The organism is Myxococcus stipitatus DSM 14675 (genome assembly GCF_000331735.1).
Lineage (GTDB): Bacteria > Myxococcota > Myxococcia > Myxococcales > Myxococcaceae > Myxococcus > Myxococcus stipitatus.
Window position 1 is genome coordinate 3,691,432 of the sequence record NC_020126.1, and the last position, 24,216, is coordinate 3,715,647.

Sequence of the window (24,216 nt, forward strand, 5' to 3'; positions counted from 1 at the left end):
GGGCTAGCGGAAAGCCTGTCGTGGCACGAGAGGCCCCCGGAAGGTCTTCTCCTCGAAATCACACCGCTCCATCCACTCCAGGGCCGTGGCCTTGAAGGCGGTTCCGAAGTCCGGAAGGACACCGACTTCGTGGCGCACCGCGCCGCAGTCGCCGGAGAGATAGGCCGCCTCCACCTTCACGCGCAGGGCCTCGCGGCGCAGGGGGAGGGGGAGTGTCTCATCCGCCAGGGCGCTCTGGAGGTACTCCCCCGCGAGGAAGGGCGAGCCCACCTGTTGGAGCCGGCGGCCCAGCAGGTAGTTCAGGTAGGGATCCGCGGGAACGGCCTGGAGCGCGCGAGAGAGCATCAGCAGGCGCAGCTCCTCGCGGGGCGCGAGGAAGTACGCGTCGATGGCCTCGCGCCGCGCGGTGGACTCCAGAGCGGCGAGCTTCACCTGGGCGGTGCGCGTGAGCTCCGGTGTGGCGTCCAGGGACAGCACGGTGTCCAGGTACACGCGGGCCTGGGCGGGCTGCTCGCGGCGGGACTCGACGTCCGCGCGGGCCATGGCCACCTCCGCCTCCGTGACTTTTTGTCCCTTCACCTGCTGGGCGAGGGTGGAGAGCACGGTGGTGGCCTCGTCGTAGCGCTCCAGCGAGGACAGCGCGGCGGCCTCCCCCAGCCGGAACGAGGGCTCCTCGGGCTGGAGCGCCGCGGCGCGGGTGTAGCTCTCCAGCGCCTCCGCGGGGGCCGTCGCCAGGGTGGAGCGGGCGGACTCGGTGAGCCGGGCCACCTCGCGGGCGCAGGCGCGGCTGAAGAGGCTGCCGGCGCGGAAGCGCGCGAAGGCGCGGGCGACGGCGGCCTCGTCCAGCGGGAGGGAGTCGACGTGGCCTTCCCACTCGGAGACCAGCTCCCCCAGCGGGCGCCCATAGGCCTCCTGGAAGTCCGCGTGGGCGTAGAGCGCTCGGAGCCGGTCGGCGCCGTAGGTGTCCGCCAGGTACAGCAGGAAGGAGCCCGCCACGGTGTACGCGCGCGCGGGCGCGGATTGGTAGAAGCCCTCCGGACCCATCAGCTTGCGCATGTCGGGCGCCAGCTTCTGACGGCGCATGCCCGCGGCCCACTGGTGCAGCGTGAGGTCGCCCTGGGCGGGGCCGTCCGCCGCGACGGCGAACCCTTCGATGACGCCCATGAGCGGCCACACGCCCAGCCGGGTGGTGACGCGGAAGGGACCGCTGCCCGCGGGGGCGGCCATGACGTGCGCCAGCTCATGGTGCAGCGTGGAGTGGGGGAAGGGCTTGTCCTGGATGTGCAGCTCGTAACGCCAGGGCTTGGCGTACTGCGTGCGGCCCGCGCCGACGAGGCGCTGCTTCTCTTCCTCGTTGCGATAGAGCCACACCCGGATGCGCTCGGTGGGGGCGACCCCCAGGAAGTGGTGGACCTGAATCCAGCGGAACTCCAGGTCCCGGGCGAACCGGTCCACGTCCTCGCTCGACTTGCCCCGAGGGTAGTGCAGCCGGAAGTGCTCCGTGTCGCGCACTCCGCCCAGCGTCTCGGCCAGGTACGCGTCCGTCATCCGGGTGCGCAGCTGAGGGCCCTTGGCCTCCAGCACGACGATGCCCCCCAGCGGAAGGAGGAGCCACGGGAGGGCCCAGGGGCGCAGGCCCTCGCGGCCCAGGGTGCCGGAGGTGACGCTCAGCGTCGCGGTGGTGGCCGCGGCGAACAGCCACACCCACAGCAGCGTCTCCAGCCGGAACCAGGCCAGGGCGGGCGTCAGGACCAGGGCCTCGTCGTAGAGCGGGCCGGGCAGGTGCCCCAGGAAGTGGTTGAAGGCGTAGACCTGCGGGCCCGCGACGATGGGCCACACGGTGGGGATGAGCGACAGCAGGACGAGCAGGGCGTACAGGCCCACGCCCCGCAGGGGGCTCCGGGCGCGGAAGCCGCAGAAGACTCCCGCCGCCGATGCCAGGGCGGCGGAGGGGAGGGTGAGCATGGGGTAGAAACCGACCAGCTCGAACGGATTGCACTCGGTGCGCAGCCACGCGAAGACGGTGGAGGCGAGGAGGGGAGGGACGAGCGCGGCCCCGTTGAGGAGCAGGGCGGTGCCCAGGGAGCGCCCCACGGCGGTGCCGGGGCGCTCCGGGCGGGTGGCCTGGGCGGGCCGAGGCTCCTGGGAGCGCAGGATGCGGCGCTCCTGGAGGGCCGAGGCGACGCCCGTGCCCCCCCCGAGCAGCCCCACGGCGATGGCCAGGGCCAGGCCCAGCTCGAAGCCCGGGATTCCGAAGAGAGGTAGGAAGATGAGCGCCGAGCCCCCGCCCGCCAGCAGGAGCAGGAGGGCCAGAACGGCCGGGCGGCGCAAGAGAGCGCGGGCACGGGTGAGGACTTGCTCCATGGCCTCCCCTATACTCCCGGCCAGCATGTCCGAACAGAAGCCAGGTCCCGAGCACCGCCAGCACGGGCGCGCGCCCATCGAGCTGAAGGTCGACTACAAGAAGCTCAACTCGTTCTTCGCCGACTACACGAAGAACATCAGCAAGGGGGGCACCTTCATCAAGACGAAGAAGCCGCTGCCCATCGGCACGCGCTTCCTCTTCAAGCTGACCGTGCCGCACCGGGAGGCGCCCTTCGAGCTGTTGGGCGAGGTGGTCTGGTCCAAGGCGGACGGCGACGAGCCCGGCATGGGCATCCGCTTCATCTACAGCAGCGATGCGCAGCGGGTGGAGTTCGAGACGGTGGTGGAGCGGCTGATGTCCGACAGCCTGGGGCCCGAGCTCACCGAGAAGCTGCTCAACAAGCCGCTGCACCCCCAGCATCCATGATGACTCCGCGTCGGCTCGCGCTCGTGGTGCTTCCGCTGCTCCTGAGCGCCTGCCAGCAGGACGCGGAGGGCCGACAACCCACTCCGCCCCCGGCCCCCGTGAAGCCTCCCGTCACCGACGTCACCGCGAAGGACTACGTGAGCCCGCCGCTGCCTCGGGCCCACGTGCGGCTCAAGGACGCGTTCGGCGGGGTGCATCGCGTGGAGGTGGAGGTGGCGGCCACGCCCGATGCCCGCACCCGGGGCCTGATGTGGCGCACGGAGCTGGCGGACGGCAAGGGCATGTTGTTCCTCTTCCCGTCGCAGGAGATGCAGGGCTTCTGGATGCGCAACACGCTCATCCCGCTGGACATGTTCTTCATCACCTCGGACCTGCATGTCGCCGGCATCGTGTCGCGCGCGGTGCCGAAGACGCTCGAGTCCCGCTCGGTGGGGGCGCCCAGCCAGTACGTGCTCGAGGTGCCGGGGGGCTGGGCGGAGAAGGTGAGCGTGCGCAAGGGCAGCCCCGTGGAGTTCGAGGGCGTGGCGGGAATCGAAATCGTTCCCTGACGTGTTGCCCGCCTGTGACGCGGTGAAGCGTGCCGTGATGAAGAAGTGACGCACTGAACAAGTCGTCGCCACACGGCCTCCTCAGGATGTGTCCGGGTCCCTACCCCGCTGTGGCGGGGGCCCTTGACCCCTGGAGGAAGTGCTTCATGTCTTCTCGACTGCTGCGGCTCGCGACCGGCGCGATGCTTCTGGGTAGCTCCCTGTCCCTCACCGCGTGCGACGGTGACGCGGGCCCCTCCGGCCCTCGAGGAGCCGACGGTGACGACGGCGCGCCAGGCCAGCCGGGAACGCCGGGCCGGGACGGAGAGCCGGGGCCCACGGGGCCGGGCTCGCAGGGCCAGCCGGGGCCTGGCGCCGTGGCGCGTGCTCCGGGCGTGGAGGCGAGCACGCCCCTTCCGGCTGTCATCGCGCTGACGTTCCGGGGGGACCTGGGCACGGGCGCGACGAACCTGGCCGAGTACGTGAAGGCGCGCGTGAATCAGGTCGTGGCCGGCACGCTGCCCACGCCCTTCGTCTTCCCGCTGTCGCCCGCGTCGACGGACTCGGTGCGCACCGTGCCGGGCCTGTACTCCACCACCGTCATCAAGTGGATGGACCCCATCACCTTCAACAAGTCGGGTGCTCGCTTCGGCGCGAACGTGGACTACATCGCGTTCTTCGGCGACGGCTGGAGCGCCCAGGGCAACGCGCCGCAGTACCAGGGCAGCGGGGCGGCCGGGTGGATGTGGATCAACCACGAGTACATCTCCGGCTCGAAGCCGCGCGTCGGCACCGCGCCCACGGGCCAGCACCTGGACTTCGCCCGCTTCCTGCGCAACAGCGGCACGTTGTCCAACGCGGTGACAGATGGAACGACGTGGCAGGATGACGCTGTCGCCACCTACAACAAGGAATGGAAGAAGCAGGTCGGAGGGAGCTGGATTCGCGTGGTGCAGGACCCGGCCACGGGCGAGTGGGCCGTGGACCGCAACGCGGGCAACGTGCGCTACGACGCGACCAGCGCCACGCAGGCGAAGGTCGTGGGCATGACGCTGTCGGGGGTGGACCACGATGACTCGGGGGCGGCGCTGCCTCCGGGGGTGGTGGCCGGAACGCACAACAACTGCTCGGGCGGGCAGACGCCGTGGGGCACCATCTTCACGGGGGAGGAGAACGCGCAGGGCGTCTACGGCGACCCGGAAGGCGGCCTGTGGACGGGGAAGAATGACTGGGTGGCCAACGCGCCCGGGATGATGCCCGGGGCTCCGCTCGCGCCGGACTTCTCGCCGCCGGTGTCGGGCGACATGGTCAGCAAGGACGCGAGCTCCTCGCACCTGAAGGACGGCTATGGCTTCCTCACGGAGGTGGACCCGGGCCAGCCCGCGGACCTCTGGTACGGCAAGGACGCGTCGAAGCCGGGCGTGGGTCATCGCAAGCTGGGCGTCATGGGCCGCGCGCGGTGGGAGAACGCGGCCATTGTCGTGGACGCGAACTGGAAGCTGCTCGCCGACCAGCCCATCGTCGTCTACGGCGGGGATGACCGCCGAGGGGGCCGCATCTTCAAGTTCGTCTCCAGCCGTCCCTACAAGGCGGGCATGGCGAAGGCGGACATCCGCGCGCTGCTCGACGAGGGCAAGCTCTACGCCGCGCACCTCGCGGGCCTGGACAACAACACGGGGGACTCGCTGGTGGGCGGTGTCGTCCCCACCGACGAGAAGCCGGGGCAGGGCCGCTGGGTGGAGCTGAGCCTGGGCAGCACGGACCTGGCGCCCAATGGCGAGGCGTGGGGCCAGCCGACGATGACGGTGGGCACCGCGCTGCGCGACGTCAGCTACAACGCGATCGGTGGTTTCACGGACGATGACCAGGTCCGCAAGCTGCTGTGGACGGCGGCGAACAAGGTGGGCGTGATGGAGCTCAACCGCCCCGAGGACCTCGAGTGGAACCCGAAGGACCCGAGCGGCTCGCCGCTCTTGTACGTGGCCTTCACCGAGCACGGTGACCCGACGGCGCTGGACCAGCAGGGGCGCGTCGCCACGGCCTCGCGAGGGCAGGATGGGACGTGGGCGGTGAAGACGCGCGCCGCCACGGAGAACCGCTCGACGGACCGCGTGGGCTCCATCTTCGCCCTCCGGGAGGCCAACGCCGCGGCGCCGGCGAGCTCGCGCACGTTCTCCTTCTTCCGCGTGTGGAAGGGCGAGTCCGCGGCGACCAGCGCGGCGCCCGAGTACTCCGCCGCCAAGCCGGACAACCTCCTCATCGACCGCGATGGGGGTGTGTGGTTCGGGACGGACGGAAACTTCGGCGTCAACAAGGTGGCGGACGGCGTCTACTACCTGAACCAGAACCCGGCGCACCGAGGCAACGCGCACTTCCGCCGAGCCTTCCGAGTGCTGTCCATGCCGAGCGACGCGGAGGCCACGGGCCCGGCGTTCAGCGCGGACATGAAGACGCTCTTCGTCAGCGTCCAGCACCCCGGCGAGGACCAGTTCAGCGTCTGGCCGTAGCCACGCGCGAAGCTTGGGAGGGCGCCCCGCATGTCATTCATCTCGAAGGGAGTCGCGCGAGGCGCCCTCCTGCTGTGTCTGGCCTTGGGAAGTCTGTTTGCCTCCGCGGCGGTCTGGCGACGAAGTGAGTCTCCGCCCGCGGTGGAGCCGCTGTTCGACCCGCTCGCGCAGGCCTTGGCGAGCGGAAGTGTGGTGGCCAACCGCGAGGCCCCCATTCCGTCCATGTGTTACACGAAGACGGAGGGTGTCTCGAACCCGTGTTGGACGTGTCACACGGGCGGCGTCGGCTTCAACGTGATGGACGACGAGTCGCTCCAGGCGGAGTACGCCTTCAGCGACGTGGGCCTGTTGAACCAGTGGAGCAACCTCTTCGTGGACCGCTCCGCCGCGATGGCGGACATCTCCGACGCGGAGGTGTTGAAGTACATCCGCGAGGACAACTACGCGCCGCTGCGCGAGTCGTTGCTGCGGCGTCCGGGGGGCTTCAAGGGTTGGGTGCCGGACCTGGACCTCTCCCGTGGATTCGACGAAGAGGGCTTCGCGAGGGACGGCAGCGGCTGGAGGGCCGTGCGCTACAAGCCCTTCCTCGGAACGTTCTGGCCGACGAATGGCAGCACGGATGATGTCTTCATCCGGCTCCCTGCGGTGTTTCGTCAGGACAAGGACGGCAAGCCCTCGCGCGAGGTGTATCGGCTCAACCTGGCCATCCTCGAAGCCGCGATGACGATGGACCCGAAGGTGTTGGATGTGCGCGCGGCGCGGCGCAGGGTGGAGCCGGTGAGCGAGCGCGCGGGCGGCATGGATGTGGACGGCGACGGTGTGTTGTCCAAGGTCGTCGACGAGGTCCGGGGCTTGCCGGTGTACTACGCGGGAGGTGCCGCGAAGGTGGCCGTGCGGCGCGACTTCTATCCGCGCGGCGTCGAGTTCCTCCACACCGTGCGCTACGTGGACCCGGATGTGCCGACGTTGTTGTCGGCGCGCATGAAGGAGGTTCGCTACTCGCGCAAGGATGAGGAGTACGCGGGGGACCAGGTGATGGCCTTCTACGCGGAGGAGCAGGAGAAGAAGATGCGCAACCGGTTGCCTGCGTTCCCGGGCACGCCGGAGTTGGGCCTCATCAACGAGTTCGGCTGGCGCCTGCAAGGCTTCATCGAGGACTCGAAGGGGCGCTTGCGTGTGCAGACGATGGAGGAGCACGCGTTCTGTATGGGCTGTCACACGAACCTCGGTGTGACGGTGGACCAGACCTTCGGTTTTCCGCGCAAGGTGCCGGGAAGGGAAGGGTGGCGGCATCAGGACCTGCGAGGACTGCCTGATGTGCCGCAGGCCGGCCATGCGAAGCCCGAGGCGTTGACGTATTTCGAGCGAGTGAAGGGGGGCGACGAGTTCCGAGCGAATGACGAGCTGCTCGCGCGCTTCTTCCCGAATGGGAAGTTGGATGAAGCCTCCGTGCGACGGGCCGCGCTGGGAGGAGACAAGGACCTCGCGTGGCTGCTGACGCCGTCGCGTGAGCGGGCGCTCGCGCTGGGTCGTGCATACATGGTGTTGGTGCGGGAGCAGGGCTTCGCGAAGGGGCGGGACACGCTGCTGGCGCCACCGAAGAACGTGCTGCCGCACGTGGAGAACGGCTCCACCGGGCTGGAGGACGCGGGCCTCATCTTCGAGGACGGACGCCTGCATCTGACGTGGCAATAGGGTGGAGCGGCCCGCGTGCTTCGTCGGACGCGGGCCTCATCTTCGAGGACGGCTGCCTGCACCGGACGTGGCAATGAGGCGGAGTGGCCTGCGCGCTTCGTCGGACACGGGCCTCATCTTCGACAGCGGCCGCCTGCACTTGAGCGTGGCAATAGGGTGGAGCGCCCCGCGTGCTTCATCGGACGCGGGCCTCAACTTCGACAGCGGCCGCCTGCACTTGAGCGTGGCAACAGGGCGGAGCGGCCCGCGCGCTTCGTTGGAAGCGGGCTACTTCGACCCGTGGCGCACCGCGAGCTCGCTCGCGCGCAGCAGCACCTGCTTCATCGTCACCGTGCCCAGGAACACGCCTTGCGCGTCGGTGACGACCACCGGGTCATAGACGGCCTCGGTGGCGCGCGACATGGCCAGCTCCACGAGCGCCGTGACGGCCATCTGGTCCTCGACGATGAGCGGCAACTCCAGAGGCGCACTGCCTTGTGCCCACGCGGCGAGACCCCGGCGCGTCACCAGCGACTTCGGGCGCGCTCCATCCATCATCACCACATGGTCCACCTGGGGCGCGTCGTGGAAGTGCTTCTTCACCTCGTCGAGCGAGGTAGACGCCTCCACGGTGGTCCGCCGGATGACGAGCCCACCCACGGTGGTGTCGTCCGCGTGCTCGCGCAGGAGCAGGGCCCGCATGGCCTCGCGACGACGGGCCTCGAATGATTCGGAGGGCCGCTTGGGCAGGGGGCTCGGCCGCGCCAGCAGGTAGCCCTGCGCGTGACGGATGCCCAGCCGCAGCAGCACCGTCATCTCCTCCCACGTCTCCACGCCCTCGGCGATGAGGATGGCGTCGACACTGGATGCGAACGCGACCAGCGACTTCACCAGGTGCTGCCGGTAGTCGTGCAGGTGGATGTCGCGGACCAGCGCCTGGTCCAACTTGATGAAGCGCGGCAGGCAATGCACCAGCGTCACCAACCCGGAGTGCCCCGCGCCGAAGTCATCCAGCGCCAGCCCGAAGCCCTGCGCCGAGCACTCGCGCGTCAACCGCTGGAGCAGGGCGCCATCCTCGATGACCGCCTTCTCCGTGATCTCGAGCACCAGGTGCCGCGGCCCCAAGCCGTGCAGCTCCAGCAGCTCCAGCGTCGATCCATCTCCAAATCGCGGGTCGCTCAAGACATCCGGACTCACGTTGAAGAAGAACGGCGCATGTCTCAGCTCTTCCGGAAACCGCGAGATGCTGCGCAGCGCGGAGGTCCAGCACGCGCGCTCCAGCTCCCACGTGTAGCCGGAGGTCCTCGCATGCGTGAACAGCTCATGCGGTGACTCGAGTGAGCCTTGCCCGCGCGACAACACCTCGTAGCCGATGATTTCGCCGTCGCGCAGATCGACGATGGGCTGGAACCACGACGTCACCCCGGGCTCAGTGCCGTTCCACAACCAGAGGGGAATCACACCGGGCTGTCGGACGAGGGGGTGGGTCATGACGGGGCAGATGTTACCTGACGGTACCCACGTCTACAGTTCATGCCCAGACACCACCGTAACAACTGTGACTCAGCGTGCGGGCGGACGCCTTTTTGGCCGTCTGCCCGCACTCGACATCCTGGGAATCCGGCTCAAGAGAGGCGAATTCGAGAAGGGTCGACGGGTTCCGCGGGCCCCTCCTCCACGGGTTGGATGGGGGAGGAGGCGAGGGTGGCCTGCGTGGCGACGGCGTCCAGACTCTGTCCTTCTTCCCACTGAACGGAGGACAACGCGCGGAAGCGCCGAGCCAGCGCGGACAACTCCGCGGCCTTGAGCTGCGCCTGTCCGCTGCGCAGCGACAAGAGCGCCACGCGAGCACGCTCCAGCAGCGCCACTTCCGCGCGGAGCCTCGCGAGGATGCGCTCGCGCCGCACCTTCAACTCCCCCAACCGCTCCACCTCCTCCGCGAGCGAGGCCGCCGCCGCTTCCAGTTGTCGCCGCGCCACCACGTCGGTGCTGGCCTTCGCGCTGCGCTCCAGCTCATCCCGCTCGGCCAGGAGCTCCGCCTGCGCGCGCTCCTCCAGCTGCGCTTCCACTCCAGCCCACTCGGAGGCCAGCTCCACCGCGTCGCGAGTGATGCGCGCCAGCGTGCGCGCCAGTTCCTCACGCGCGGGCTCGCGAGGCAGCAGCGCGAGCGACTGGCCACACTGGCGATACAACGCGAGGGCCCGCTCGCACTGGGTCCGGAAGTCCCCCTCGAGTCGGGGAATCAGTTCCTCCGCGCGGGCCTCTACCGGATCCGCGGTGAGGGCCAGGTGCGCGGCCACGGAGCTGAGCCCCACGAAGAGCCCCAGGATGGCGCCCGTCGCTCCCGCCGCGAGCAGCGCGGGCGTGGCCAGGTCCACCAGCCGCGCGGAGAACACGCGCGCAATCTCCACCCCGGCCAGCGTGAGCCCCGCGCCCAGCAGCGCCCCCAGGCCCAGGTGCACGAGGGTGGGGCGCGCCTCCGCCACTTGTCCCTCCACGCCCTTCTCGTTCAGCCGCGCGCGCACCAGCAGCGAGCCCGCCGCCGCCGCGCTGCACGCCACCGTCCAGGCCGGGGCCATGCCCATGAAATAGGGCACCGCCGTGAGCGCCAGCCCCAGACCCCCGAGCAGGACGCGGTCCCACTTGTCGCCCTGGGCGCAGGCCAGCACCACCGCCGCGGGCACCAGCCACGCCAGGGGCAGCGGCAGGCCGATCCTCGCCGTGACGAGCTGCAGCAATCCCGCGCCGGCCCCCGCGGCGAGGGCGCGTGTCACGGTCCGCTCGAAGGCTTCTCGGTGGTGCAACTGCAAAATGGTGGCGTTCATCGACACTCCAGCACCGGGAGGTAGGCGAGGGGGCTCCCCCTTTCACGTCTGAGCGAATTAAAAGGTCTGTCGGATGAAAGCCCCCCCTGTCCCCCTTGCGATGCGCGCGCTGGTCCTCAATGCCTATGACGGGCGTCCCGAATCGCTCCAGGTGCAGCGCCGCGCGGTGCCGCGTCCCACGGCCGGACAGGTGCTGGTGCGCATGGCCGCGTCTCCCATCAACCCGGCGGATCTCCAGTTCGTGAGGGGGCAGTACGGCATCCGCAACTCGCTGCCCGCCGTGCCGGGCTTCGAGGGCAGCGGCACGGTGGTGGCCTCCGGTGGGCTCGCGGGGCAGTTGCTCGTGGGCCGCCGGGTGGCCTGTGTCGCGCCGGTGGGCGGGGATGGGCTGTGGGCGGAGTACGCGGTGGTGCCGCTGCAGCAGTGCATCCCGCTGCGCTCGCACATCACCAACGAGCAGGGCGCCAGCCTCTTCGTCAATCCCTTCACCGCGTGGGTGCTGATGGAGCGTGCCCGCGCGGGAGAGCACGTCGCGCTCGCGCAGACGGCGGCGGCGAGCAGCGTGGGGCGCATGCTGGGCGCGCTGGCCCGGCGCCGAGGCCTCCCCATGGTGCACGTGGTGCGGCGCGCCGAGCAGGTGGAGTTGCTGCGTGGGCTGGGCGCGGAGCACGTGCTCAGCAGCGACGAGCCTGAGTTCCAGGAGCGGCTGCGGCTGATGTGTCACCAGCTCAAGGTGACGCTGGCCTTCGACGCGGTGGCGGGCCGGCTGACGGGGCAGTTGCTCAGCGCGTTGCCGGAGGGCGGGCGGGTGACGGTGTACGGCGCGCTGTCGGAGCAGGAGTGCCGCATCGACCCGGGTGACGTCATCTTCGGGCGCAAGACGGTGGACGGGTTCGCGCTGTCGGAGTGGGCTCGGAGGGGCTTCGGCCGCGAGCAGCTCAAGGCGCTGATGGGCGTGCCGTCACTCGTGGGGCGTGAGCTGGAGACCCCCGTGCGCGCGAGGCTCCCGCTGGAGTCCGCGGGCGAAGCGGTGCGAATCGCCTCCGCGGACATGACGTCCGGCAAGGTGCTCTTCGTGCCGGAGCAGGGCGCGTCGACCTGAGTCCCGCCGAGCGAGCCGAGGCCGCTCAGGTCTTGTCGCGGGAGATGGGGCCCACCTTGGCCTTCGTCACCCGCAGGTAGTCGGCGGGGGCGAGCACCAGCTGGGTGCCTCGGATGCCCGCGGAGACGGCCACCTCGTCGAACAGCTCCAGCGTCTCGTCGACGTAGACGGGATAGTCCTTCTTGCCGCCGATGGCCGTGCAGCCCCCGCGCACGTAGCCGGTGAGGGGCTGGAGCTCCTTCAGTGGCACGGTGTCCACCTTGCGGTCTCCGCTGAGCCGCGCGAGCGCCTTGAGGTCCAGCTCCGCGTTGCCGGGCACCACCGCCATGAGCACGCCCGTGCGGTCTCCCCGGGCGACCAGCGTCTTGAACACCTGCTCGGCCGGCATGCCGACCTTGGCGGCGACGGACTCCGCGGACTGGTCCTCGAGGTCGACCTCGTAGTCGCGCAGCGAGTACTTCACGCCCAAGGAGTCGAGCAGCCGCGCGGCGTTGGTCTTCATGATGTCGTCAGACTCCCAGCACGGCGGCCGCGGCCTTCACTCGCGCGAGGGCATCTTCCGGCGTGGTGCCGACGGCGGACAAGTGGCCCATCTTCCGGCCCTTGCGTGCGTCGCGCTTGCCATACAGGTGCAGCCGCACGCCGGGGAGCGCCAGGGCGTCCTCGAAGCGAGGGCCTCCCTCGCGCAGCCACAAGTCGCCCAGCAGGTTGACGATGGCCGCGGGACGCACCACCTCCACCGAGCCCAGCGGAAGGTTGCACGCGGCGCGCACGGCCTGCTCGAACTGGGACGTGAGGCAGGCGACCTCCGTCGAGTGGAAGCTGTTGTGCGGACGGGGCGCCAGCTCGTTGACCAGCACGGTGCCATCGCGCAGCAGGAACAACTCGAGCACGAGGAGGCCCTCGACCTGGAGTGCCTCGGTGATGCCGCGCGCCAGCTCCGTCGCGCGCTCGGCCACCTGTGTGGGCAGGGGACCTGGAAGCAGCGACCACGCGAGGATGCGCTCCTCGTGGTGGTTGAAGGCGGGCGGATACACCGCCATCTCGCCCTTGGGGCTGCGCGCCACGAGCACGGACAGCTCCGACTGGAGGTCCAGCGCGGCCTCCACCACGACGGAGCGCTCACCCAGCTCGCGCCAGGCGGCGGGGGCCTCGGCGGCGGACTTCACCTCCACCTGGCCGCGTCCGTCGTAGCCGCCCTCGCTGGACTTCACGAAGCAGCGGCCTCCGAGTGCGCCGATGGCCTGGGCCAGCTCATCGGCGGAGTGTGCCTCTCGCCATGGGCCCACGGGGAAGTGGTTCCGTGCGAGCCAGCCCTTCTGTCGGCCCCGGTGCTGGATGACGTGCAGCACGGAGGCGCCCGGCCGCATGGGCGTGTGACGCGCCACGGCCTCGAGCGTGGGCAGGGGCACCTTCTCGATTTCGAGCGTCACCGTGTCGCAGCCCTTCGCCAGCTCCTCGGCGGCGGCGATGTCCGCGAACGACGCGGTGATGCAGCGGTCCACCACGGAGCGCGAGGGGCACGAGGCATCCGGGTCCAACGTCTGCACCTGGAAGCCGAGGGTGCGCGCGGAGAGGGCCATCATGCGCCCCAGCTGTCCGCCGCCCAGGATGCCAATGGTTCCACCCGGCAACACCACGCGAGGACTCATGACAGCTCCCGATGCGCGAGCACCTCGTCGGTGCGCGCCTTGCGCCAGGCGGCCAGTCGCTCGCGCAGCTCCGGATACTTGAGCGCGAGGATGGACGCGGCATGAAGGGCGGCATTGGCCGCGCCCGGCTTGCCGATGGCCTGCGTCCCCACGGGCACGCCCTTGGGCATCTGCACGATGGACAGCAGTGCGTCGATGCCGTTGAGCAGCGTGGTGGGCATGGGCACACCGATGACGGGCAGCAGCGTCTTGCTGGACACCATGCCCGGCAGGTGGGCCGCGCCTCCCGCCGCCGCGATGATGAGCGACAGGCCGCGAGACTCGGCGGTGGACGCGTACTCCATCATCCAGTCCGGCGTGCGGTGCGCGGACACCACGCGCACCTCGTGAGGGATGCCCAGCTCCTTCAGCACGTCGATGCCAGGCTGCAGGTACTCCAGGTCGCTCTTGCCACCCATGATGACCCCGACCCAAGGGGTATTGCCGCTCGCCATTCGGTCCAGCCTCCGTGCGTTCTCCAGCCGAAGCCAGGAGGAACGCGGAGATAGGGCCGGGCGATTCCGACGGTCAACCTGGAAGTCGCCTGCCGCTCGTGAGCACACACACCCGGCTAATGCTCGCTCCGACTCCAGCCAATCCTGGCGGACTGCGTCGTGCGGCTGACCGTCCGCCTGCCGTGAATCCAGGCAGGCCAGACTATTCCGAGGCCCCCCGTCATGGGGTGCACCGGCACACCTCGACTGTTCTCCTCATGACGCCCAGTGCTCCGCTCCGACCTGCCGGGAAGTGCACCACGTTGTCGTCAGAGGGGCTTCGGTGAGTGTCCCCGGCGCGTTCGTGCAGGGCGCGTGCGACACGTCGGGAGATGCGGCCCCGAAGGCTCCGCGCTGGTCAGGTGCGTGAGGTCATGGTGGGGGCTCGCAGGACGCGGTGCCTGTGGTCAGCGGGCGTCACGAAGCCGTGACATGGCGCTTCCGCAGCCGATGGAGGCGACGCGGTGGCCCCTGTCAGCGTGCATCAGGCATCCGCGACATGGTGCTTCGCAGCCGATGGAGGCGACGCGGTGGCCTCCGTCAGCGTGCATCAGGCATCCGTGACATGGCGCTTCCGCAGCCGATGGGGCGACGTGGTGGCCTCCGTCAGCGTGCATCAGGCATCCGTGACATGGCGCTTCCGCAGCCGATGGAGGCGACGCGGTGGCCTCTGTCAGCGTGCGTCAGGCATCCGTGGGATGACGCTTCCTCAGTCGCGGTGGCGCGCTCTCAGGACGATGTGCCAGCGATCATCGGGCGTCACGCCGCCAGGACTTTGCGCTCGCACCATCGCGCCGATGAACAGGAGGGCGCAGCCAGGCCCTTCGTCGCACCATGCACACGCGCCTCCGGACGTCCGATGAGGGACGCGCGGAGGCGCGAGTTCACAGCGGCGCGGTGGCGCTTCAGTACGTGGAGCCCACGCGCCCGAAGTCGCGCAGCGCCTTCGCCTTGGAGCGCTTCACCGCCGAGCGCATCTGCTCGTCGCTGGTGGCGCTCTCGTACTCATCCAGCGTGGCCTGCTGCGCGGCCTTCTCCGGAGCCACGGCCGCGGGCCCCGCCACAGCGCTCGCCTGGTCGAACATGTCCTGGTTCTGGCGGATGTAGAGCGCGGCCTCCTCACGGCGTCCCTCGCTCAGGGCCTCGGCGGCCTTCTTGAGGTTGGCCGCGCTGCGAGCCCGCACCGAGTACAGCGTCGCGTCCTTGTCCTGCCGCGCGAGCACCTCCTCGGCGCGGTCCGTCACCACGGCGGACAGCGCGGCGGTGTTCTCCGTTCCCACGTTGCGGATGAGGTCGGTGTACGCGAGCTTCAGGTCCAGCACCCGCACCGTCTGGCCCACGCGCTCGCCCGTCGTCACCAGCCGCACCACGACGCGCTCGAGCTGTCCCGCGGAGAAGTCCGGCAGCGCCACCGTGACTTGATTGCCGGACTGGCGTGCGTTGTAGCCCAGCACCTCGCCCAGCGACGTGCCCGGGGGCAGCGTGAAGGTGAGCGACACGCCGCGCGCCACGCTGGTGGAGGCCTGCTGCAGGTCCTTCTGGAAGAGGGCGGCGAGCTGCCCCGCGTCCTCGAGGAAGCCGTACGCGCCGCCGCCGTACTCGGCGAAGCCCTGCATCAGGTCCTCGTTGAAGTCGGTGCCCACGCCAATGGAGCTCACCGTCACGCCCGAGGCCCGCAGCTCCTGCACCAGCCGGGAGAGGCCGTCGTTGTCGGTGATTCCCTCGGTGGGCTGGCCGTCGCTCATGAGGATGAGGCGGTTGACCTTGAACTCGCTCTGCGCGGTGGAGAGCTGGAAGCGGCCCGCGGACAGCCCCGCGCCGATGTTGGTGCCGCCGTCATCCCAGATGCCATCCACGTACTGGAGCATCCGCTCACGCTGCGCGGGCGTGACGCTCGCGGCGGGCAGGCTCTTCACGTCCGAGCCGTAGTGGACGATGGCCAGCCGGTCCTCCTCGCGCAGCAATCCCACGAGGTGCCGCGCGGCCTGCTTCGCCTGCGCCAGCTTGTAGCCGGACATGGAGCCGGAGCGGTCGATGACCAGCGCCAGGTTCACGGGGCTGCGCTTGGCCCCGGGGACCTCCGCGCCCGTCAGGTCCACCGTCGCGAACACCTCCGAGCTGCCGGAGGGCACATACGGATGGGACAGCCGGCTCGTCATCGTCAGCGAGCCCGGCGTGTTCTGGAGGGGAGGTGGCGGGGGAGTCGGAACCGCGACCTCGGGGGGCGGCTCCTTCCTCGGCTGGGTCACCTGGGGAAGCCCCAACACCAGGGCGGCGAGAGCGAGACTTCCCGCCAGGGAAAGGAAGAGGACCGTTCGGTTCATGAGGCAGGGCTCCTTGCGCTTGCGACGCGGGCCCTGCCTTTACGAACCACGCGCGGGAAAAGGTCTACGCCCCGCGCGCGAAAGTGTCAGCCACCCGTCCCGGAGTTGAGCGCGCCCGCGCAGAAGAAGGGCGAGTTGTTCTCTCCGAAGGTGTTCCGGTAGAAGCCCTCGTCCGAGGCGCGCAGCTGGTTGAGCGTCTCCTGGTCCAGCAGCAGCGACCGGCACGACATGCGGCCCGGCAGGTTCGGCTCCACGTCCGACGTGTCCGTCACCTCGCAGGCATTGGCGGCGCCGTCCACGCAGGGCTTGCTGCAGTAGCCCTCCGCGGCGGCGGACTCGTTCAGGGAGCCGTCCGGGTTGCGCGCGCGAGGGAAGTCCTGATCCCTCACGCAGATGAGGTCCTCGCAGAGAGGGGCGCCGAAGGAGATGAAGTCCTGCCGGTCCGCGATCTCTCCCTCCAGCAGATCGACGGTCTTGTCGGAACCCGCGGCGAGCTCCTCGGGAGTGGCCTTTCGGACCAGGTTGCACTTCTTGCCAATCTCGCTGCTCACGCTGCACCCACCCAACAGCAATGCGGTGGATACGAGGAGGGCGGCTCGCATGGACATCTTCATGAGACCTCGACAATGGGGGGAGGGGGCCCGGGGACCCACGACTGACCTGGGCAGGGTAGCACAGCACCTTGTGACGCCAACGCCCGTGCTTCGCGGTGTCCCGCCTGGAATTGTTCAGGAATACCGAAGAGATACGGAGAGGACGAGCCCATTCAGGGCGGTTGCTGCTCGGGAATGTGGCCGATAGGATGGAGAAGCAGAAGAGTCGCGCTGAACCCCCGGTGGAGTCTTTCCCCCCCTCCCCACGGAGCCCCCGGTTTGAATCGCCACACGTTGCTGCTCGTGCTGTGCCTGGTGCCCGGTCTGGCACCTGCGCAGAGCCAGGAGGGCATGGGACTCGACCTCACGGAAGAGACCACGCCCAAATCGGAAGAATCCCCCACGCCGCCGCCGGCGGAGGAAGCCGCGCCCGCAGCGACGGCCTCCAAACCCGCTGAGGAAGAGGCTCCACCCCCTGAGGCTTTTCTGCCGCTGACGGACATCACCCAGGAAGACCGGGTGAAGAGCGTCCAGCGCAAGGTGTATCGGAAGAAGGGTCGGTTCGAGCTGACGCCCCTCATCAGCATCTCCGTCAACGACCCGTTCTACTCCAAGGTGGGCGCGTCCTTGCGGGGCGCCTACTACCTGGCGGACACGCTGGCCATCTCCGCGCGAGGCACGCTCTTCCAGGTCGTCCCGTCGGATGACGTGCGTCTGGCCAAGGACGCCTACTTCGCGAAGATCTACAACTCGGTGCCCGAGTGGTCCGCGATGGGCGACGTCGAGTGGAGCCCCTTGTACGGCAAGGTGGCCTTCCTCAACTCCATCCTGCACTTCGACGGCTACCTGCTGGCGGGCGCGGGCGTGGTGAAGACGGAGACCTCGTCGCTGCCGGGACGCGGGCTCAACCCCGCGGCGGACCTGGGCCTGGGCATGCGCTTCGTGGCCAAGGACTTCGTGGCCGTGAACGTGGCGCTCATCAACACCACCTATGTGGATCAGCCCCTGGGCAGCGCGAACGGGGCCATCCAGAACATGATGACCCTCAACGCCGGCATCTCGCTCTTCCTGCCCTTCCGCTCGACGGGGAGGGACTCGGAATGAAGTCGCTCTATCGTTGGATGGTCGCGCTGTGTCTCATGGCGCCCGTGCTCTCTCGCGCGCAGTCCACCTCCGAAGAGGAGGAGGCCGGCGACGTGTCCGAGGTGGACAAGGACCGGATGGGTCCCTTGCGCGACCGCGTGCGCCCCGTGTCGGGCCACGTGTTCCTCAAGAAGGGCCGCTTCGAGTTCAGCCCCTCGGCGACGCTGTCGCTGCGCGACGCGTTCTTCACCAAGTACATCTTCGGTGGCACGCTCACCTACCACCCCGTCGAGACCATCGGCGTGAGCCTGCGGGCGGGCTACGCGCTCAACGCGGTGTCCGGCGCGGCGCAGATCTGCGAGTTCGGGGATGGCGACACGCGCGGGTGTGTCTCGCCCAAGCTGGAGGACCTGGACGGGGATGCTCCCGGGCAGATCAAGATGCTGGGGGGCGTGGACGTCCAGTGGGCGCCCATCTACGGCAAGCTGTCGCTCCTGGCGGAGAAGTTCGTCCACTTCGACTTGTACGGAGTCGTTGGCGCGTCCGCGGTCCAGTACCGAGGGCCGGACCTGAATGACCAGACCGACACGCTCGCGAAGAACTACCTCACGCCGGGCGGCAACGTGGGCGTGGGCATGCGCTTCTTCTTCAACCGCTGGGTGACGCTGCGCACGGAGGTGCGGGACCTCATCTACGTGGAGAAGGGCCGCAACGAAAACTTCCTGCGCAACCAGCTGCTGTTCGAGCTGGGCGTGTCCTTCTTCTTCCCCTCGTCCAACCCCGAGTCATGATGCGCTCCTACAGGCTCATCCGTCTCGCCGTCCTCGGGCTCGCGCTCGCATGGTCGGCTCCTTCCTTCGCCCAGAACTTCGAAGGACTGGACCTGGGTGGTCAGTCCAAGTCCAAGAAGAAGAAGAAGGGCGCCTCGTCGGCCAAGTCCTCCAAGTCGAAGAAGAAGTCGGCGCGCAACGCCAAGGGCAAGGCGCCCGCGGCGGAGCCGGAGGCCACCGCCGAGGAGTCGTCCGCTCCCTCTCCCGTGGCACCGGCCGCGGCGGCGACCCCGTCGTCCGCTTCCGAGGCCCCATCCACTCCGCCCGCTCCCACGCCCGCGCAGCCGCCTGCTCCCGCTCCGGGTGGCGGCTTCGGGCTGGACCTGACGCAGGAGGCCCCCAAGGCCCCCGCGCCCACCATGTCCTTCGACGCGGTGGACGTGTCCGGCAAGACGGCGGACCGTCAGCGGCTGGAAATCGCCATCAGCCTCTTCAAGAACGACGAGTACGAGAAGGCGGCCATGGCGGCGCACGAGCTCCTGGCGGACGCGAAGCTCGCGGGCCTGCACACGGAGGCGCGCTACGTCCTGGCCAAGTCGCTCTACCGCATGGGCATGTACCACTCGTCGCTGGGTGAGTTCTCCAAGCTGCTCGCGCTGGGGCCCTCCACCAAGTTCTTCAAGACGAGCCTGGAGTGGCTGTTCTTCATCAGCCGCAAGACGAAGAACGAGACCGTCATCCTCGACGAGATTGCCCGGCACGCGAACCAGGAGTTCCCGGAGAAGTACCGCAACGAGTTCCGCTACCTGCTGGCGCGCTACCACTTCGTGCGTGGCCGGGCGCTGGACCAGGTCGGGCAGACGGCGGACGCGGACAAGAGCTTCAACGAAGTGAAGCGCCTGACGCTGATGATTCCCAAGACGGACCTGTTCTATCCGCGCGCGCGGTACCTGGACGGTCTGGCGTCGTTCCGCAACGGCAGCCACCAGAAGGACGCGGCGGCCAAGCGCGGCAACGGGGAGATGCTGGCGGCGGTGGACGCCATGAAGGATGTGGTGAAGCTCACCCGTCCGATGGCGGGCAAGTCCGCGGACCAGGCCAAGGCCGACAAGGCCCTGCGCGAGCTGGCGTTCATGCAGCTGGCCCGCACGCACTACGGCATGCAGCAGAACCGCTACGCGCTCTTCTACTTGAGCAAGGTGGAGCGCGGGAACACGCAGTGGCTGGAGTCGCTCTTCGAGGCGAGCTGGGCCAACTACCGCGTGGGTCAGTACGAGCAGGCGCTGGGCAACCTCATCACGCTCTCGTCGCCGTTCTTCCGCGAGGAGTACTTCCCGGAGGCGCTCATCCTGAAGGCGGTCATCTATTACGAAAACTGCCGCTACCGCGAGAGCAACATCATCCTCCAGGACTTCGAGCGCACGTACCTGCCCGTGCACGACCAGCTGGAGTCGCTGGTGAAGAAGGGCATGGAGGCCAACGAGTACTACTCGGTGCTCTCCGACGTGCAGAAGAAGAACAAGGAAGGTCTGGAGAAGAACGAGACGGACCTCATCCTGGAGCGCATCCTGCGCCTGGCCCTGACGGACCAGGACCTGCGCAAGACGAACGACTCCATCCTCGAGCTCGAAGGGGAGATGGACGCCTTCGCCAGCCGCGGCGACACCTTCAAGTACTCGGAGCTGTCCAAGCAGCTGCTGGAGGAGCTGAAGGTCCACCGCACCGGCCTCATCTCCAAGGCGGGCATCATGGCCAAGGGCAAGCTGGAGACGGAGCTCGTCGCGCTCAAGCAGCTGCTCGCCAACGGCCTGCGCATCAAGTTCGAGACCACCACGAAGGAGAAGGAGTTCCTGGAGGAGCAGCTCAAGGCGGGCGGCCGCACGGCCATCGTCAAGCGTTACAAGTTCTCCGTGGCGGTGGCGGACGACCAGCTCTACTGGCCGTACGAGGGTGAGTACTGGCGTGACGAGCTGGGCACGTACCAGTACACGCTGACCAAGGGCTGCATCGAGCGCGACACGGCCAACCGCAACGTGCAGTCGGCGGAAGCCCTGTAGTCCCGCGTCAAATCGTCGCGGGGCGCGGACTTGCCGCGCCATTCCCACCGCCGGAGCGCTATCTTCCGCGCTCCGGCGGTTTTTTCATGGCCGGTCAAGGGAGACACGGGTGAGCCGGACGGCGTCACTGCGCGTCGTCTTCGGAATCGTGTCGCTGGACCTCATCGGGTTCGGCATCTTGATTCCGCAGTTGGGCGTGTACGGAGTGAAGTTTGGTGCCTCGCCCTTCACGGTGGGGCTGCTCATCTCCGTCTATTCGTTGATGCAGCTGGTGGCGGCGCCGGTGCTGGGGCGGTTGTCCGACAGGTTCGGCCGCAGGCCCGTGCTGCTCGTCAGTCAGGTGGGCTCGCTGCTGGGCTACCTGCTGTTCGCCGGGGCGCACTCGCTGCCGCTCCTGTTCCTCTCGCGGGTCATCGACGGAATCTCCGGCGGCAACATCGCCACCGCGCAGGCCGTCGTCGCGGACATCACCCGTCCGGAGGAGCGGGCCCGGGGCATGGGCGTCATCGGCGCGGCCTTCGGGGTCGGCTTCGTGCTGGGGCCCGCGCTGGGCGGCTTCCTGGGGGCGTGGGGCGGCAACCTCGCCATCGGCCTCTTCGCGGCGGGCCTGGTGGCCGTCAACCTGGTCTGCACGTACCTGTTCCTGCCGGAGTCGCGCGTGCCCGGTGGCCCGGATGGCCATGCGCGCACCCTGAAGAGCGCCGCCCAGGCGCTGCGCCTGCCCTTCGTCGCGAAGTGCCTGGTGCTGATGCTCCTGTTCACCACCGCCTTCGCGCAGATGGAGGGGACGTTCTCCGTCTACCTGCTCACGCGCTTCCTGTCCGCCGGGCCGGTGCCGCTCGAGGGCGGCTTGTTCCTGCACCCGGTGATGGCGGACGCGCAGGTGCTGCGCGAGGCGAGCCTGCGGGCCGGCTGGCTCTTCGCCCTGGTGGGCGTGCTCAGCGCGCTGGTGCAGGGCGGGGTGGTGCGCCGGCTGGTGGGCGGGGAGGGAGGCGGCGGAACGGGGCGCGAGGCGCACGTGGCCATGGCGGGATTCGGCGTGACGGCGGTGGGCCTGGCACTTCTTCCGGTGGCGCCGACCTACGGATGGTTGTTTCCTGTCATGGGGTTGTTGGCGGTGGGCTCGGCCCTGACGAATCCGTGCCTGTCCGCGCTGGTCTCCCTGCATGCTCCCCCGGAGCGGCTGGGGGCGGCGCTGGGGGGCTTCCAGGCCGCGGGCTCCCTGGGCCGGATTGTGGGCCCGGCGTTGGGCGGGTGGCTCTTCACCCGCTTGGGCCCGGCGGCGCCCTATGGGACGGCGGCGGGAATGTTGATTCTGGGGACGGTGGTGGCGGCAACCCTCGCGACTCAGGCGAGAATGGCAGGCGCGAGGGTCGGACAAAGGTCGTAAGATGGAGGCCATGGTGGTCAAGCAGCCGCAGCCCGTGACGATTGCCTTCGACGTGATGGGGACGGACCATGGGCCGGCGGAGGTGGTGCGCGGCGCCGCGCAGCTCTCCCTGGACTCGCCGCACATCCATGCGTTGCTCGTCGGAGACCGGACGCTCATCGACAACGCGCTCGCGGAGGTGAAGCACAACGGCGAGCGCATCTCCGTGCAGCACGCGGCGGACTTCGTGGGCATGGACGAGAAGCCCGGCGAGGCGCTGGCCCGCAAGCCTCACGCGTCGGTGGCCGTGGCCGCCCGGCTGGTGGCGGAGGGCGAGGCGCAGGCGCTGGTCTCCGCGGGCAACACGGGCGCGGGTGTGCTGGCGTGCGCGCGGCACTTCCAGCTCATCCCCGGGGTGCGGCGCGCGGCGCTGGCCACGGTGTACCCGACGCGCTCGGTGCGCGGCGCGAAGGAGGACCCCTTCTCCCTCATCCTCGACGTGGGGGCGACGGTGGAGGCCACCGCGGACGACCTGGTCACGTTCGCGGTGATGGGCTCCCAGTACGCGCGCATCATCTCCCGCAACGAGCGGCCCAAGGTGGCGCTCCTGTCCAACGGCGTGGAGCCCCAGAAGGGCCCGCCCCGCGTGGTGGAGGCGCACGCGCGCCTGTCGGAGATGACGGACATCAACTTCATCGGGAACGTGGAGGGCATCGACATCCCGAAGGGCACCGCGGACGTCATCGTCACGGACGGCTTCGTGGGCAACGTGTGCCTGAAGATGCTGGAGGGCGTCCACGAGACGGTGGTGGAGCTGGCCCAGTACGCCTACAAGGAGAGCCTGCGGTGGCGCGCGGGCCTGGCCATGCTGTCCAGCGGGATTCAGCGCATCAAGGACATCACCGACTGGAACCAGTACGGCGGCGCGCCCATCCTCGGGTTCGACCGCATCTTCATCAAGGCGCACGGGCGCTCGAAGGCGCGCGCCATCGCCAACGCGGGCAAGGTGGCCGCCAAGGTGGTGGCGAACAACCTGGGGAACTCCATCCGGGAAGGCCTGCTGAAGTGAGCCTGCCGGACCGTATCGACCCGCGGCCTCCGCGGCGCATCTACCGCTGGGACCTGGACAAGACGTACCTCCAGACGGACTTCGACTCGCTCCGCGACCTGCTGCGCACCGCGTTCCAGAAGGCGCACGAGAAGGTGGCCGTGCCGGGCGCCAGCGCGCTCATCCGCGAGCTGTCGGAGAACGGCGACTCGCGGCTGTGCATCGTCTCCGGCAGCCCCAAGCAGATGCGCGCGGTGCTGGAGGAGAAGCTCAAGCTGGACGGCGTGCGGTGGGACGAGTTCGTCCTCAAGGACAACGTGGGCAACCTCCTGCGCGGACGCTTCCGGGCGCTGCGCGGGCAGGTGGGCTACAAGCTGCCCGCCATCCTCGAGAGCCGGGTGAAGGCCCCCGCCGAGGCGGAGGAGGTCCTCTTCGGCGACGACGCGGAGGCCGACGCGTTCATCTACTCGCTCTTCGCGGACCTGATTGCCGGCCGCGTCGACGAGCGCGTGCTGTCACAGGTGCTGGAGGCGGGCGGTGTCTATCCGGACGACGCGGAGCGCGTGCGCGCGGCGTGGAAGCAGATTCCCGTCTCGGACCCGGTCCGCCGCATCTTCATCCACCTGGACAAGCTGACGCCGCCCGCGCACTTCACGCCGTATGGGCCCCGGGTGGTGCCCATCTTCAACTACTTCCAGGCGGCGCTGGTGCTGCTGGCGGACGGGCACCTCTCCGCGCCGCAGGTGCTGAAGATCGCCGTGGAGATGGTGCAGACGGCGGGGCACAACATCATCACCCTCTCCAACTCCTTCCAGGACCTGCTGCGCCGGGGACTGCCGCTCCAGCAGGCGGCCGTGGCGCTGTCGCAGGCATTGGAAGGGCCCAACAAGTTGCTCGCGGCGATGCGTCCGATGCCGGACATCCTCTCCGCGTTCAGCAAGCGACTCGCCGCGCTGGGCACGCCTCCGCCCCCTCCGCCCGTGCAGGCGGTGGACTACGTGTCGCTCATCCACCATGCCCTGCCGCGCAACCACAAGGGGCGGGGCAAGCCGCCTACCTAGCGGGGAGGGTGGGGGGGGCCTGCCGGGCCGCCGTCCAAGGGGCCTCCGGCACACCGCTTGGGACGTCTCCAGAACGTTTCGCGAGCCTTGAGTGTTGATACGGAACAGAGTCCGGGGGAGGGCGGAAGCCGCTGCTCCGGCCTCGGTCCATGGGGTTGATACTCGTGGCGGACTCTTTTTCACTGCCCTGGAGCGAGCTGGAACAGGATGCCTTTCGACGCTTCCTTGAACGCACGGACAAGCTCTTTCGGGTGGGGCCAGGGCCAGGTGGGGTGGAAGCGCTCCACCTGTCCGGTGGAC

General features: G+C 69.3%; 19 protein-coding genes. 11 read left to right on the forward strand and 8 right to left on the reverse strand.

What is annotated here, in order from left to right:
- Positions 1–3: 3 nt before the first annotated feature.
- On the reverse strand, positions 4–2,364 hold the full coding sequence (locus MYSTI_RS14370; RefSeq protein ID WP_015348488.1) for a gluzincin family metallopeptidase: 2,361 nt from the start codon (positions 2,362–2,364) through the stop codon (positions 4–6).
- Positions 2,365–2,389: 25 nt separating this feature from the next.
- On the opposite strand from MYSTI_RS14370, the gene plpQ reads away from it, so the two are divergent.
- The 4 genes from plpQ (at position 2,390) to MYSTI_RS14390 (ending at position 7,520) form a co-directional block, all read left to right on the forward strand.
- Positions 2,390–2,791, forward strand: coding sequence for a motility regulator PlpA (gene plpQ, locus MYSTI_RS14375; RefSeq protein ID WP_015348489.1), 402 nt, complete (start codon positions 2,390–2,392; stop codon positions 2,789–2,791).
- Positions 2,788–3,339: a DUF192 domain-containing protein gene (locus MYSTI_RS14380; RefSeq protein WP_015348490.1), complete on the forward strand. Its 552-nt coding sequence runs from the start codon at positions 2,788–2,790 to the stop codon at positions 3,337–3,339. The genes plpQ and MYSTI_RS14380 overlap by 4 nt, the downstream gene beginning before the upstream one ends.
- 146 nt (positions 3,340–3,485) lie before the next feature.
- Positions 3,486–5,825, forward strand: coding sequence for an alkaline phosphatase PhoX (locus MYSTI_RS14385; RefSeq protein WP_015348491.1), 2,340 nt, complete (start codon positions 3,486–3,488; stop codon positions 5,823–5,825).
- A 30-nt stretch (positions 5,826–5,855) separates the two neighbouring features.
- Positions 5,856–7,520, forward strand: coding sequence for an Aq_1262 family (lipo)protein (locus MYSTI_RS14390; RefSeq protein ID WP_015348492.1), 1,665 nt, complete (start codon positions 5,856–5,858; stop codon positions 7,518–7,520).
- A gap of 267 nt (positions 7,521–7,787) precedes the next feature.
- Here MYSTI_RS14390 and MYSTI_RS14395 read toward each other — a convergent pair whose 3' ends face one another.
- Both MYSTI_RS14395 and MYSTI_RS14400 read right to left on the reverse strand, forming a co-directional pair.
- Positions 7,788–8,990 (reverse strand): EAL domain-containing protein, encoded by a 1,203-nt coding sequence (locus MYSTI_RS14395; protein ID WP_015348493.1) that lies wholly within the window; start codon positions 8,988–8,990, stop codon positions 7,788–7,790.
- Between the two features lie 134 nt (positions 8,991–9,124).
- On the reverse strand, positions 9,125–10,324 hold the full coding sequence (locus MYSTI_RS14400) for a hypothetical protein (protein WP_015348494.1): 1,200 nt from the start codon (positions 10,322–10,324) through the stop codon (positions 9,125–9,127).
- Between the two features lie 73 nt (positions 10,325–10,397).
- Here MYSTI_RS14400 and MYSTI_RS14405 point away from each other — a divergent pair, with 73 nt between their 5' ends.
- On the forward strand, positions 10,398–11,426 hold the full coding sequence (locus tag MYSTI_RS14405; RefSeq protein WP_015348495.1) for a zinc-binding dehydrogenase: 1,029 nt from the start codon (positions 10,398–10,400) through the stop codon (positions 11,424–11,426).
- A 25-nt stretch (positions 11,427–11,451) separates the two neighbouring features.
- Here MYSTI_RS14405 and ybaK read toward each other — a convergent pair whose 3' ends face one another.
- From ybaK to cglC, 5 genes are all read right to left on the reverse strand, one after another.
- Positions 11,452–11,928, reverse strand: coding sequence for a Cys-tRNA(Pro) deacylase (gene ybaK, locus MYSTI_RS14410; RefSeq protein WP_015348496.1), 477 nt, complete (start codon positions 11,926–11,928; stop codon positions 11,452–11,454).
- 7 nt (positions 11,929–11,935) lie between these two features.
- Positions 11,936–13,078 (reverse strand): 5-(carboxyamino)imidazole ribonucleotide synthase, encoded by a 1,143-nt coding sequence (purK, locus tag MYSTI_RS14415; protein WP_015348497.1) that lies wholly within the window; start codon positions 13,076–13,078, stop codon positions 11,936–11,938.
- Positions 13,075–13,572, reverse strand: coding sequence for a 5-(carboxyamino)imidazole ribonucleotide mutase (gene purE / locus MYSTI_RS14420; RefSeq protein WP_015348498.1), 498 nt, complete (start codon positions 13,570–13,572; stop codon positions 13,075–13,077). The genes purK and purE overlap by 4 nt, the downstream gene beginning before the upstream one ends.
- 944 nt (positions 13,573–14,516) lie before the next feature.
- Positions 14,517–15,935, reverse strand: coding sequence for a vWA domain-containing protein (locus MYSTI_RS14425; protein ID WP_015348499.1), 1,419 nt, complete (start codon positions 15,933–15,935; stop codon positions 14,517–14,519).
- Positions 15,936–16,021: 86 nt separating this feature from the next.
- Entirely contained in the window at positions 16,022–16,537 is a 516-nt protein-coding gene (gene cglC, locus MYSTI_RS14430; protein WP_233278268.1) for an adventurous gliding motility lipoprotein CglC, read from the reverse strand.
- A 270-nt stretch (positions 16,538–16,807) separates the two neighbouring features.
- Here cglC and MYSTI_RS14435 point away from each other — a divergent pair, with 270 nt between their 5' ends.
- The 6 genes from MYSTI_RS14435 (at position 16,808) to MYSTI_RS14460 (ending at position 23,916) form a co-directional block, all read left to right on the forward strand.
- Positions 16,808–17,632, forward strand: coding sequence for an outer membrane beta-barrel domain-containing protein (locus MYSTI_RS14435; RefSeq protein ID WP_015348501.1), 825 nt, complete (start codon positions 16,808–16,810; stop codon positions 17,630–17,632).
- Positions 17,629–18,402 (forward strand): outer membrane beta-barrel domain-containing protein, encoded by a 774-nt coding sequence (locus tag MYSTI_RS14440; protein WP_015348502.1) that lies wholly within the window; start codon positions 17,629–17,631, stop codon positions 18,400–18,402. Before MYSTI_RS14435 ends, MYSTI_RS14440 begins: the two co-directional genes overlap by 4 nt.
- Positions 18,399–20,438: an adventurous gliding motility protein GltC gene (gene gltC, locus MYSTI_RS14445; protein WP_015348503.1), complete on the forward strand. Its 2,040-nt coding sequence runs from the start codon at positions 18,399–18,401 to the stop codon at positions 20,436–20,438. The genes MYSTI_RS14440 and gltC overlap by 4 nt, the downstream gene beginning before the upstream one ends.
- A gap of 109 nt (positions 20,439–20,547) precedes the next feature.
- Positions 20,548–21,828, forward strand: coding sequence for an MFS transporter (locus MYSTI_RS14450; protein ID WP_015348504.1), 1,281 nt, complete (start codon positions 20,548–20,550; stop codon positions 21,826–21,828).
- Position 21,829: 1 nt separating this feature from the next.
- A complete protein-coding gene (plsX, locus tag MYSTI_RS14455; protein WP_015348505.1) occupies positions 21,830–22,876 on the forward strand; it encodes a phosphate acyltransferase PlsX in 1,047 nt (348 codons plus the stop codon).
- Positions 22,873–23,916 (forward strand): phosphatase domain-containing protein, encoded by a 1,044-nt coding sequence (locus MYSTI_RS14460; RefSeq protein WP_015348506.1) that lies wholly within the window; start codon positions 22,873–22,875, stop codon positions 23,914–23,916. The genes plsX and MYSTI_RS14460 overlap by 4 nt, the downstream gene beginning before the upstream one ends.
- The last annotated feature ends 300 nt before the right edge of the window (positions 23,917–24,216 follow it).